The organism is Streptomyces physcomitrii, assembly GCF_012273655.1.
Taxonomy (GTDB): Bacteria; Actinomycetota; Actinomycetes; order Streptomycetales; family Streptomycetaceae; genus Streptomyces; species Streptomyces physcomitrii.
On record NZ_JAAWWP010000031.1, the window covers coordinates 14,403 to 26,780 of the forward strand.

At 73.0% G+C, this 12,378-nt stretch carries 7 protein-coding genes; 4 read left to right on the top strand and 3 right to left on the bottom strand.

From position 1 onward, the window contains the following. Positions 1-178: 178 nt before the first annotated feature. From HFV08_RS29490 to HFV08_RS29500, 3 genes are all read right to left on the bottom strand, one after another. A complete protein-coding gene (locus tag HFV08_RS29490; protein ID WP_168543641.1) occupies positions 179-670 on the bottom strand; it encodes an ATP-binding protein in 492 nt (163 codons plus the stop codon). A 348-nt stretch (positions 671-1,018) separates the two neighbouring features. Next, positions 1,019-1,786 (bottom strand): enoyl-CoA hydratase/isomerase family protein, encoded by a 768-nt coding sequence (locus tag HFV08_RS29495; RefSeq protein ID WP_168543642.1) that lies wholly within the window; start codon positions 1,784-1,786, stop codon positions 1,019-1,021. A 201-nt stretch (positions 1,787-1,987) separates the two neighbouring features. Beyond that, positions 1,988-3,235, bottom strand: coding sequence for a L,D-transpeptidase (locus HFV08_RS29500; RefSeq protein ID WP_168543643.1), 1,248 nt, complete (start codon positions 3,233-3,235; stop codon positions 1,988-1,990). Positions 3,236-3,588: 353 nt separating this feature from the next. On the opposite strand from HFV08_RS29500, the gene glgX reads away from it, so the two are divergent. The 4 genes from glgX (at position 3,589) to HFV08_RS29520 (ending at position 12,134) form a co-directional block, all read left to right on the top strand. Next, entirely contained in the window at positions 3,589-5,859 is a 2,271-nt protein-coding gene (gene glgX / locus HFV08_RS29505) for a glycogen debranching protein GlgX (protein ID WP_168543644.1), read from the top strand. A 436-nt stretch (positions 5,860-6,295) separates the two neighbouring features. After that, positions 6,296-7,714 carry an alpha/beta fold hydrolase gene (locus tag HFV08_RS29510; protein ID WP_168543645.1) on the top strand — a complete coding sequence of 473 codons (1,419 nt, stop codon included), beginning with the start codon at positions 6,296-6,298 and terminating at the stop codon, positions 7,712-7,714. Positions 7,715-8,052: 338 nt separating this feature from the next. Beyond that, complete coding sequence (locus HFV08_RS29515) at positions 8,053-10,095, top strand: ABC transporter ATP-binding protein (protein ID WP_168543646.1); 2,043 nt, start codon at positions 8,053-8,055, stop codon at positions 10,093-10,095. Next, positions 10,092-12,134 carry an ABC transporter ATP-binding protein gene (locus tag HFV08_RS29520; protein ID WP_246342179.1) on the top strand — a complete coding sequence of 681 codons (2,043 nt, stop codon included), beginning with the start codon at positions 10,092-10,094 and terminating at the stop codon, positions 12,132-12,134. Before HFV08_RS29515 ends, HFV08_RS29520 begins: the two co-directional genes overlap by 4 nt. Positions 12,135-12,378: the final 244 nt, after the last annotated feature.

Here is a 12,378-nt window from a genome sequence, read left to right on the forward strand (position 1 = left end):
CGGCGACCCCTGCCATAGTCGTAGCCAACGACCCCCATTGACCCGGGCCAGGTCGTCGACAGCCGCCGGGGATCTCACCCCCCGAGGATCCCCGGCGCTCCGCAGAAGCCCCCGTGAGCCGATTCGCTCGGCACCGGGGGCCTCTGTGTTTCCGCTCCAGGGACGGGAAGTACGGAGTTCAGCGTTCGAGGACGCGGATCTCGAACCAGGTGGTCTTGCCGCGGGGCAGCAGATCGACACCCCAGCGGTCCGAGAGCCGGTCGACGAGGAAGAGGCCGCGGCCGGAGAGGTCGAGGCTCTGCACCGGCATCAGACAGGGCAGCCCGCGCGAGGGGTCGCGGACCTCGACGCGCAGCCAGCCCCGGCGGCGCACCATGCGCAGCCCGAAGCCGCGGGCGCCGGTGTGGCGGACGGCGTTGCCGACGAGTTCCGAGACGAGGTGCACGGTGTCCTCGGCATGCCGGGGGGTGAGCGCCCACTGCCGCAGGACGACGAGCTGGGCGAGGCGGCGGGCGACGGCGGCGGACTGCGGGCGCGAGGGCAGCAAGACCTCCGCCTCGGCCGGATTCCCGTAGGTTTCGAGGGCCTTCAGCGCGCGTTCGTCCTCGACGGCAGGCGACCATCGCGCCGCGGTCTCCCGCGGCTGCTCGACACCCTCCAGGCCCGCCATGGAGCCCATCATGGCCGCCGAATTGGCCGCCCGGAGGCGTTATCCGGTATTCACTCCGCCACCCTCCGCGATCGGCGGCTTTCCCTGAGTCATATGACTCTGGCACTAATCACCGGCGCACAACCCCTCTGAGCTGCACGGATGACCGGACGGGAAGTTGAACGGTAGTCAGGGACCAAGAACGTGAACCCTCCTCAAAGAGTTCAATCCGCCCCCAGGGGGGAACTCCCGCGAGCGCATCGAACGAGCCGCGCGAGGGCGCTTTCCGGCCCCTCGCGCCGACCCGGTATCCCCGCCCGGGAAGCCCGGCCGCCGTCCGATGGCGGCGGCGGCCGAACCCCCGCCGCCTCAGCGGAACTTGGCCTTGCCGGGGCCCTCCTCGACAAAGCTGCGCATGCCGCGCTCGCGGTCCTCGGTGGCGAACAGACCGGCGAACCAGGTGCGTTCGACGGCGAGCCCGGTGTCGATGTCGCTCTCCAGGCCGACGTCCACGGACTCCTTCGCGGCCCGCAGCGCCAGCGCCGGACCCTGGGCGAGCCGGGCGGCCCAGGCGTGCGCCTGCTCGTAGACCTCGGTGTCCGGGACGACGCGGTCGACGAGGCCGAGGGTGAGGGCCTCCTCGGCCTTCACCTGGCGGCCGGTGAAGATCAGGTCCTTGGCCCTGGAGGGGCCGATCAGGCGGGAGAGCCGCTGGGTGCCGCCCGCGCCGGGGATGAGGCCGAGCAGGATCTCGGGCTGGCCGAGCTTGGCCCGCTCCCCCGCGATGCGGTAGTCGGCGCAGAGGGCCAGCTCGCAGCCGCCGCCCAGCGCGTATCCGGTGACCGCGGCGACGACCGGCTTGGGGATGCGCGCGACGGCGGTGAAGGAGTCCTGCAGGGCACGGGAGCGCTCGACCATGGCCGGGTGGTCCATGTTCTGCATCTCCTTGATGTCCGCGCCCGCCGCGAACACCTTCTCCCCGCCGTAGAGGACCACCGCGCGCACGTCGTCGCGCCCGGTGGCCTCCTCGGCCAGTTCCTTGAGCCGGTCCTGGGTGGCGATGTCCAGCGCGTTCATCGGCGGACGGTCCAGACGGATGGTGCCGACGCCCTCGGCAACCTCAAGATGCACAGTCATACGGGGCACGTTACTGCCCGGCCCCGACCGGTGGACCGGCGGAGCCTTGGCACTGCCGGTCCCTGGACTCGCGGGTCCCCGGGACCACGTATCCGGGGATCACCGGTCCCAGGGATCACGAGTCCGGGGGATCACCGATCCCTGGGACCACCGCTCCCGGCGCCCGGGCACCCGGCACCCCGGACGCCCGGCGCGACCCGGTCAGGCCTTCCACTTCTCCCAGGACATGTTCCAGCCGTTGAGGCCGTTGTCCGGCTGGATCTGCTTGTCCTTGGAGTTCTTCACCACGACCACGTCACCGAGGAGGGAGTTGTCGAAGAACCAGGCGGCGGGCTGCTTCTTGTCGCCCGCGCCGCGGACGTCCTTCAGGCCGACGCAGCCGTGGCTGACGTTCTCGTTGCCCGGGGCGTTCGGCGCCCAGTAGTTGCCGTGGATGAAGGTGCCCGAGGTGGACAGGCGCATGGCGTGCGGCACGTCCTTGATGTCGTACTCGCCGCCGAAGCCGACCGTGTCGCCGTTCATCCGGGTCACCTTGAGCTTCTCGCTGATGACCATCTGCCCGTTGTACGTGGTGGTGGCCGGGGCGCCGGCGGTGATCGGGATGGTCCGGATCAGCTTGCCGTCCCGCTCGACCTTCATCTTGTGGGTCTTGGCGTCGACGACCGAGACCTGGCTGCGGCCGATCTCGAAGTTGACCGTCTTGACCTGCTCGCCGTAGACGCCCGGGCGGCCCTCGACGCCGTCGAGGTTGAGCTTCACGCTGACCTTGGTGCCGGCCTTCCAGTACTTCTCCGGCCGGAAGTCGAGGCGGTCGTTGCCGAACCAGTGGCCCTCCACGGGCACTTCGGGCTCGGTCTTGATCTCGATGGCCTTCTCCACGGCCGCCGGATCGGTGATGCCCCGGGTGAAGTGCACCGAGAAGGGCATGCCGACGCCGACCTTCGAGCCGTCCTCGGGGGTGAAGATGCCGACGAAGGTGTTCTCGGGGCTGAGCGTGGTGAAGGTGGCCTCCTTCGCGGACTCGCGGCCCGAGGAGTCCTTGGCGACGGCGTGCACCCGGTACTTGGTCGAGGCCGCGAGATGCCGTACGGGCGTCCAGTTGGCCCCGTCCGCGGCGATCCTGCCCTCGACCTCGTTGCCCTTGCCGTCCTCGACCACGACCTCGGTCAGCTTGCCCTGCTCGGCACCGACCTTGAGGGCGCCGTCCGTGGCCACGTCCCCGGCGCCGTCCTTCGGCGATATGGTCACCACCGCCTGCGAGGGCGCGTTGTCCGCCTTGTCGGATCCGCCGCCCTTGCCGTCGCCGCTGCCGTCCGAGTCGCCTCCGCCGCAGGCCGTCACGAGAACCAGCGCGGCTCCCGCGAACAGGGCCCCGAGCGCCTTCGTACGCCGCCCTCGCGCGCGCCCCCGCGCAACCGGAGCACCGACCGCTGCCGTTGTGGCTTCCACGATGCCACCCTCCCCTCGCCGGCGGCCTGGCCGGACCGCCTCTATCCGGCGCGTTCCCCGCCGCGCCGGTGTTAATTAACCACAGCCCGGATCCCGAGAACTCCCCGCGTTTGTCACCGTTCCGTCCCAACCTCCACGGGATGCCGCGCAGGTCGGGAGGAAGCTGCCCCTTTGCCGCCGGAGCCGCCAGGCCCCGGGGTTCCCCGTACGTGAGCGGAGGCCTCGCGCGGGGCAGAACTGTGGGGAGGAAGAGGGCCTTTCGCCGCGATCCGCGGCGGGACGGGCCCCTGGGCGCCGGGCGGGCCGGGTCACCCGCCCGGCGCCGCGCGCACCGACTCGCGGGAGGCCGGCCAGTGTCGAGCGCAGCAGAGCAGGAGACGGCGGGCGCCTTCCGGCGGGTCACGCGCCCCGAGCCGGGGGCCGCCCCGGGCCGCCGCGAGCGCATCGCCCCGCCCCCGGTGTGGCCGGGCGCGCCCAACCCGCTCGGCGCCCGCTTCCGTACCGGCCCCGACGGGCGGCCCGGCACCAACTTCGCGCTGTGGGCGGGCGGCGCCGAGGCCGTCGAGCTGTGCCTCTTCGAGGAGGACGGCACCGAGACCCGCTGCCCGCTGACCGAGCAGACCCACGAGATCTGGCACGGCTTCCTGCCCGGGGTGCTGCCGGGCCGCCGCTACGGCTACCGGGTGCACGGCCGCTGGGACCCCTGGACCGGGGCCCGCTGGAACCCGGCGAAGCTGCTGCTCGACCCCTACGCGCGGGCGGTGGACGGCGACTTCGCCGACTTCGGGCGGCCCCCCGAGGTCTACGGGCACGTCCGCGACTGGCCGCAGCAGCAGGTCGCCGACACCGTGCGCGACGACCGGGACTCGGCCCCGTACGTCCCCAAGGGCGTGGTGGTGCACGACGAGGCGGGCACCGCCGAGCACGACGAGTGGCTGGACGACCGCCGCCCCAAGACGCCCTGGGCGGACACCGTCCTGTACGAGCTGCACGTGCGCGGCTTCACCAAGCGGCACCCGGGGGTGCCCGCGGAGCTGCGCGGCACCTACGCCGGTCTCGCCCACCCGGCCGCCCTGGACCATCTGCGGCGGCTCGGGGTGACGGCGGTGGAGCTGCTGCCGGTGCACCAGTTCGCGCACGAGGACCATCTGCTGCGGCGCGGGCTGCGCAACCACTGGGGCTACAACTCGATCGGCTATTTCGCCCCGCACGCGGGCTACGCGGCCACCGGCACCGCGGGCCAGCAGGTCGGCGAGTTCCGGCGGATGGTGCACGCGCTGCACGAGGCGGGCATCGAGGTGATCCTCGACGTGGTCTACAACCACACCGCGGAGGCGGGCGAGTTCGGCCCGACGCTCTCCCTCAAGGGCATCGACAACCGCGGCTACTACCGCCTGGAGGGCGACCCGCGCCGCTACACCGACTACACCGGCTGCGGCAACACCCTGCACGTGGTCCAGCCGCAGGTGCTGCGGCTGCTCACCGACTCGCTGCGCTACTGGGTCACCGAGATGGGCGTGGACGGCTTCCGCTTCGACCTCGCCGCGGCGCTCGCCCGCTCCTTCCACGACGTCGACATGCTCTCGCCCTTCCTCGCGGTGATCGCCCAGGACCCGGTGCTGCGCCGGGTCAAGCTCATCGCCGAGCCCTGGGACATCGGCGCGGGCGGCTACCAGGTCGGCGCCTTCCCGCCGCTGTGGACCGAGTGGAACGACCGGTACCGGGACGCGGTGCGCGACTTCTGGCGGGGCGCGCTGCCGGACGTACGGGACCTCGGCTACCGGCTCTCCGGCTCCAGCGACCTCTACGCCTGGAGCGGGCGGCGCCCGCAGGCCTCGGTCAACTTCGTCACCGCGCACGACGGTTTCACCCTGCGCGACCTGGTCTCCTACGAGTCGAAGCACAACGAGGCCAACGGCGAGGGCAACCGCGACGGCACCGACGACAACCGCTCCTGGAACTGCGGCGCCGAGGGCGAGAGCGCGGACCCGGAGATCACCGCCCTGCGCCGGCGCCAGCTGCGCAATCTGCTGACCACCCTGCTGCTGTCCACCGGGGTGCCGATGCTGGTCGCGGGCGACGAGATGGGCCGCACCCAGCACGGCAACAACAACGCCTACTGCCAGGACAACGAGACCGGCTGGGTCGACTGGTCCGTCCTGGAGGATCCGCACTGGCGCGAGCTGTTCGCGCTCACCGCCCGCCTGATCGCGCTGCGCCACCGGCATCCGGTGCTGCGCCGCCGCGCCTTCTTCTCCGGACGCGCCCAGGACGCGGACGGGCTGCGCGACCTGGCCTGGTTCACCGCCCGCGGCACCGAGATGACCGAACAGGACTGGTACGCCCCGACCGGCAGCCTCGGCATGTACCTCTCCGGCGGCGAGATCCCCGGCCGCGACGAGCGCGGCGAGCGGGTCACCGACGAGAGCTTCCTGGTCGTCCTGCACGCGGGCGCGGACCCCCTCGACTTCGTGCTGCCCGGGGCGCCCTGGGCCCGGCGCTACGAGGTGGTGGTGGACACCTCCCGCGAGGAGCAGTCGGCGGCGCCGGGCACCGTACACAAGGGGAACGCGATGGTGACGGTGCGGCCCCGGTCCGTACTCCTCCTGAAGGTGGCGTCCTGAGGGCTGCTCAGAGCTGCTCAGAGCTGCTGATCGAGGGTGGCCGTCCGCGGGCTGCTGAGGGAGGCGGCCGTCCGCGGGTCCTCGGCTGACGGGCGGCACCGGTAGGCGCGGGGCCGCCGTGTCCCTCGCCGGCGCCCCGCGGCCGGGCGGCCCCGCCCGCGCCCGCTAACCGGCCAACTCCGGTGCCGACCGCGGGAGTCGGCGTACCGCCTCCTGGATCCCAGGCACCCCATCCGCGGTATTGCGTGTATTCACGCCTCCATAACTGGCATGTGACATCTGAAGGGCCGCTGTCCGGTTTCCGCTGCCCCCTCCCTTCACGAGGTGGAATCGACCGCCGGGACGGGGTACCGCAAAGGTGACGAGGGTCACAGCTCTCTCGTCTGCCTCGCGGTGGGCCAACTCCCCCCGTACCCGCGTGATTCGGAGGATCCCGATGGGCGGATTCCGGCGCAGTCTTCGCACCCTGCTCGCCGTCGCCGTGGGCGGCACCCTGCTGGTGGCCTTCACCGGCAACGCCGCGACCGGGGCCGCCGATCCGGGCGAGGACCTCCGCTCGGAGACCGGCACACTGCCGGACGGGGCCGCGTACCTGATGGAGGTCCCGGCCGGGTGGAACGGCACCGTGCTGCTCTTCAGCCATGGACTCGTGGTCGTGGAGCCGGGCGGCCAGGGGCCCAACCCGGCCCGGAACGCTCCCGGTTGGGGACACACCCGGGAGCGGCTGCTCGCCGAGGGCTACGCACTGATCGGCTCCTCGTACGTCTCGCCCGGCTGGGTGGTCGACACCGCGGTCGGCGACCAGGCGGCGACGCTGCGGCTGTTCCAGGAGCGCTTCGGCCCCGCCCGCCGCGCGCTGGCCTGGGGCGAGTCGCTCGGCGGCATGGTCACCACCAAGCTCGCCGAGACGCACGGCGCGCTCATCGACGGCTCGCTGTCCCTGTGCGGGACGCAGGCGGGCGGGGTCGGCCGCTGGAACAACCAGCTCGACCTCTCCTTCACGCTGCGCACCCTGCTCACCCCGGGCAGCGGCACCCGGCTGACCGGTTTCCCGGACCGCGCCGCCGCGGACGCCTCCGCCGCCGCCCTGGGCACGGCGACCCGGGAGGCCCAGCGCACCCCCTCCGGCCGCGCGCGGATCGCGCTGGCGGCGGCGCTCACCGGGGTCGCCGCCTACAACGCCGCCGACCAGGAGCGTCCTGGCCCGCGGGACTGGGAGCTGGCCGAGGCCAACCAGTTCGAGGCGATCTCGGGCACCCTGCTCGCCTCGACCACCCAGTGGCGGCAGAACGCCGAGTCCCACGCGGGCGGTTCCATGTCCTGGAACACCGGTGTCGACTACGCGGCGCTGCTGGCCCGTTCGCCGTACGCGGCCCAGGCGAAGGCGCTGTACAAGGCGGCCGGGCTCTCGCTCGGCGCCGACCTCGACGCCCTCGCCGGTGCGGACCGCGTCCCGGCGAAGGCCCCGGCCGTCCGCTTCATGGCCGAGACCGCCTCCTTCTCCGGATCCCTGAGCAGACCGCAGCTGAACGTGCACAACGTCCACGACGGACTGGTGCCCGTCCAGAACGAGCAGGCCTACCGGGAGACCGTCCGCGCCGCCGGGACCTCCGCGCTGCTGCGGCAGACGTACGTGGACCGGGCCGGGCACTGCAACTTCACCGAGGACGAGGCGCTCACCGCGGTACGGACCCTCGACTCCCGGGTGGCCACCGGGAGTTGGGGCGACACCAGCGCCCGCGGCATGAACCGGGCGGGCCAGGAGCACGGCGCCACCACCGACCTCCGCTACACCGAGCACCGGCCCGCCGCCTTCCCGCGCCCGTACGACCTGACCGGAACCGGCGGGCGCTGAACGGCCAGGGCCCCAGCGGGAGTTCAACGCCTGATACGGGCGCGCATGGCGAGCACCGCGAGGGCGGGCGTCGACGGTCTCCTCACTCACCTCCCCCGACGATCCCCGGAGATCCTCATACGGCCCCTCTTCTGCGGCGCTCCTCCGGCCCCGTGCCACGCCCTCGTCCGGACCGCCGCCCAGGGTGGCAGCCCGGGCCGGACGCTGTCCGCCGGTCCGGTCCGGCCTGTGGACAAGTCGCTCGCCGAGAGAGAGCGGAGGCAGATGATCCGACCGCGAGAGCTGCCGGTGGAAAAGCCGGTGAGGGATGTCAGTCGTCAAACGTAGTCTCGCCACTGATGTCTGAGACGAGTGCGGGAACCAAGGAACTCCAGGCACGGCCGACCGGCGGGGACCGGTCCGCCGTGCGGACGCTGCTGCGCCTGTGGCCCTGGGTGCGGCCGGTGCGCGTACGACTGTTCAGCGCCGCCTGCGTGGCGATCGTCGCCTCCTGTGTGGGCCTGGTGATCCCGCTCGTCCTCAAGTGGATCGTGGACGGACCGGTCGCCGAGGGCGACTCGGGCGGGGTGTGGCTGGGCGCCCTGTACCTGCTGCTGCTCGGCATCGGCGAGGCGGCGCTCTTCGGCTTCCGGCGCTGGCTGGTGGCCCGGCCGCTGGCGAGCGTGGAGGCGGCGATGCGGGCCGACCTCTTCGGCCGGCTGCAACGCCTGCCGATGGCCTTCCACGACCGCTGGCCCTCGGGCCAGTTGCTCTCCCGGGCGACCACCGACCTGATGCTGCTGCGGATGTTCCTGGCCTTCCCGCTCACCTTCCTCCTGGTCAACGGCGTCACCATCCTCGTCGGCATGGTCATCCTGCTCCTCCAGGAGTGGACCCTCGGCCTGGTGCTCCTCGTCCCCGCGGTGCCGGTGATGGCGGTGTGCTGGCTCTTCGAGACCAGATACGCGGCGGTGGCGCGCACCGCCCAGGACCAGGTGGGCGATCTGACGACCGTGGTCGAGGAGAGCGTCCTCGGCATCCGCATCATCAAGGGCTTCGGCCGCCACCGGCGCCAGGCCGAGGTCTTCCGCGACCTCGCCCTGCGGCTGCGCGGCACCGAACTCGCCAAGGCGAGGCTGCTCGCGGCCATCTGGGGCGTCATCGTCACCCTGCCCGAGCTGGCGATCGGCGCCGCCCTGGTGCTCGGCACCGTGCAGGTCTCCGAGGGCGATCTCTCCGCGGGCGCCCTGGTCGCCTTCCTCTCCACGGCCCTCGCCCTGCGCTGGCCCATCGACTCCATCGGCTTCCTGCTCGCCATGAGCCAGGAGGCGGCCACCGCCACCCAGCGCTACTTCGAGGTCATGGACACCGCCCCGGAGCAGGAGACCGTCCCGGAGCGGGAGTCCGTGGGTGGGCCACCGGTCCGCGCCGAGGACCGCGACCGCCCCGGCGACAGAGGCGGCACCGACCGCTCCCGCGGTGGGCTGTGCTTCGAGAACGTGGTCTTCCGCTACCCGGACGCCCCCGAGGACTCCCGCCCCGTACTCGACGGCGTCGACCTGCACATCCGCCCCGGCGAGACGATGGCCCTGGTCGGCGGCACCGGCAGCGGGAAGACCACCCTCACCGCCCTGGTGCCCCGGCTGCACGAACCGACCGCGGGCCGCATCACCGTGGACGGCCGCGACATCACCGCACTGCCCCGCGCGGAGTTGCGCACCCTGGTCTCGGTCGCCTTCGAGGAGCCGACCCTCTTCTCCGCGAGCGTCGGCGAGAACGTCCTGATGGGCGCCCGCCCCGGCGCGGCCCCGCCCGAGAACACGACCGAAAAGGCGGCTGCGGACACGGCCGAAGAGGCGGCCGGGGCGGAAGAGGCGGCCGGGGCCGAAGACGGGCACGACGACGAGGAGGCCCTGCGGCGGGCCCTCGCCGTCGCCCAGGCCGAGTTCGTGCACCGGCTCCCCCAGGGCGCCGGGACCCAGGTCGGCGAACAGGGACTGAGCCTGTCCGGCGGCCAGCGCCAGCGCCTCGCCCTGGCCCGGGCGGTGGTCGGCCGCCCCCGCTATCTGGTCCTGGACGACCCGCTCTCCGCCCTGGACGTGCACACCGAGGCACTGGTCGAGGCCGCCCTGCGCCGGGTGCTCGCCGAGACCACCGCCCTCGTCGTCGCCCACCGCCCCTCCACGGTGCTGCTCGCGGACCGGGTGGCCCTGCTCTCCGAGGGCAGGATCACCGCGGTCGGCACCCACCAGGAACTCCTGCGGGAGAGCGCCGAGTACGCCTGGCTGATGTCCGGCACCACGCCCCCGGCGGGAGCGGAGCCCGCGGGGAAGGCCGCCGCGGGCAGCTCCTCCGCCGCCGCCCCGCATCCCCACAGCACCCAGGGCGGAGGCCCCCGTTGAGCACCGAGACCAGCACCGGAACCGCCTCCCCCGAACCGAAGCCGGAGGCGGGGGAGACGGCACCGGGCACGGAGGAACGTCAACCGGGCGCCGCCCCGGCCGCGCCCCGGCCCCCGGCTGATCGCCCCCACGCGGACCACTCCACGGCAGCGCCCCCCGAAGAAGCGCCTCTCCCCGGCACCCGCCCCGAAGAGGCACCGGCTCCGGACACCCACCCTGAGACCGAGGCCGAGACCGAGACCGAGAACGACGCCTTCGACCTCGACGCGCTGCCCGCCCCCGCGAACGCCCGCGGTCTGCTGCTGCGTTCGCTGCTCACGCCGCTGCGCGGCCGGGTCGCCTGGACCGCCTTCCTGCTGCTGCTCCAGCAGGCCGCCGTCCAGGCCGGTCCGCTGCTCGTCGCCTATGCCATCGACCGCGCCGTGCCCGCACTGCGCGAGGGCGAGCACGGCCCGCTCTACGCGGTCGGCGCGGGCTACCTGCTGTGCGCGCTCGCCTCCGGGGTGCTCCAGTACGGCTTCATCGACGCCGCGGCCCACGTCAACCAGAACGTCCTGCTCGACCTGCGCGGCCGCATCTTCCGCCACGCGCAGGAGCTGAGCATCGACTTCCACGAGCGCTACACCTCCGGCCGGCTGATCTCCCGGGCGACCACCGATGTGGAGTCGCTGCGCGAACTGCTCGACGAGGGCCTCCAGGAACTCGTCACCGTCGTCCTGTCCTTCGTCTACATCTCGGCGATGCTGCTCTGGCTGGACCTCGGGCTCGGCTCGGTGGCGGTGGCCTCCTTCGTCCCGCTGTACCTCCTCGTGCGCCGCTACCGGCGGCGGGCCGACCAGGTCTTCGCGCGGCGCTCGACCGCGATCGCCTCGGTCATCGTGAAGTTCGCCGAGACCATGAACGGCATCCGCCCGGTCCGCGCCTTCCGCCGCGAGCACGCCAACGACCAGGACTTCCAGGGGCTCAACCACCGCCACGAGCGCAGCAACGGCGACGCCCTCCTGGAGATGGCCCGCTATGTGGTCGGCTCCCGGCTCGTCGCCAACACCGCGGTGGCGGGCATCGTCCTGTGGGGCGCCTACCGGGTCGCCGAGGGGGGCCTCGCCCTCGGGGTGCTCGCCGCCTCGGTGCTGTATCTGCGGCGGCTGTACGACCCGATCGACCGGCTCGGCATGTTCCTGAACTCCTACCAGTCCGCCGCCGCCTCCCTGGAGAAGCTGGCCGGGCTCCTCGCCCAGGTCCCTTCCGTACCCGAGACCACCGATCCGAAGCCGCTGCCCGAGCGCCGTGCGGGACGGCCGGGCCGCGAGGTCGTCTTCGACGGGGTGCGCTTCGCCTACCGCACCGGCGGCGAGGTCCTGCCCCGCTTCGCACTCACCCTGCCCGCCGGGCGGACCGTCGCCGTGGTCGGCTCCACCGGCGCGGGCAAGTCCACCCTCGCCAAGCTCCTGGCCCGCTTCTACGACCCCACCGAGGGCCGGGTCCTCCTCGACGGCACGGATCTGCGCGAGCTGTCGGTACCGGAGCTGCGGCGCGGAGTGGTGATGGTCACCCAGGAGTCCTTCCTCTTCTCCGGGACCGTCGCCGAGAACATCGCCCTCGGCCGCCCGGACGCGAGCCGCGAGGAGATCGAGCACGCCGCCAAGACCATCGGGGCGCACGACTTCATCACCGCCCTGCCCGACGGCTACGACACCGACGTACGCAAACGCGGCGGCCGTATCTCCGCCGGGCAGCGCCAGTTGGTGGCCTTCGCCCGGGCGCTGCTCGCCGACCCGGCGGTCCTCATCCTCGACGAGGCCACCAGCTCCCTGGACATCCCCGGCGAACGCGCCGTCCAGCACGCCATGCACACCGTCCTGCACGGCCGCACCGCCGTGGTCATCGCCCACCGCCTCTCCACCGTGGAGATCGCCGACCGCGTCCTGGTGATGCACCACGGCCGCATCATCGAGGACGGCACCCCGGCCGAACTGATCGCCGCCGAGGGCGCGTTCGGCGACCTGCACCGTGCTTGGCGGGAGAGCCTGGCGGGGTGAGCCCGAGGAACGACACCGCGGAAAGCCACGGACAACAGGCGCGAACGGCGGGCCCGGACGACGAGCGGGGCCCGAGCACCGCCACAAGGGGTACGAGGGCCGCCTGCGCGAGCATGTGTACCTCGGCGGTCGGCACCAGGACCTCGTCATGATGGGCTTGCCGGCAAGGGAGTTCGCGGTGACCGATGCGGCGGGCGGCGCCTGAGCAGCCCCCGAGCAGGGCGCGGCGCGACGGGGGCGGAAG

Coding starts and splice junctions, on each gene's coding strand:
- HFV08_RS29490 (WP_168543641.1), bottom strand. CDS start 670: ATGGCGGGCCTGGAGGGTGTCGAGCAGCCGCGGGAGACCGCGGCGCGA.
- HFV08_RS29495 (WP_168543642.1), bottom strand. CDS start 1,786: ATGACTGTGCATCTTGAGGTTGCCGAGGGCGTCGGCACCATCCGTCTG.
- HFV08_RS29510 (WP_168543645.1), top strand. CDS start 6,296: ATGGGCGGATTCCGGCGCAGTCTTCGCACCCTGCTCGCCGTCGCCGTG.
- HFV08_RS29515 (WP_168543646.1), top strand. CDS start 8,053: ATGTCTGAGACGAGTGCGGGAACCAAGGAACTCCAGGCACGGCCGACC.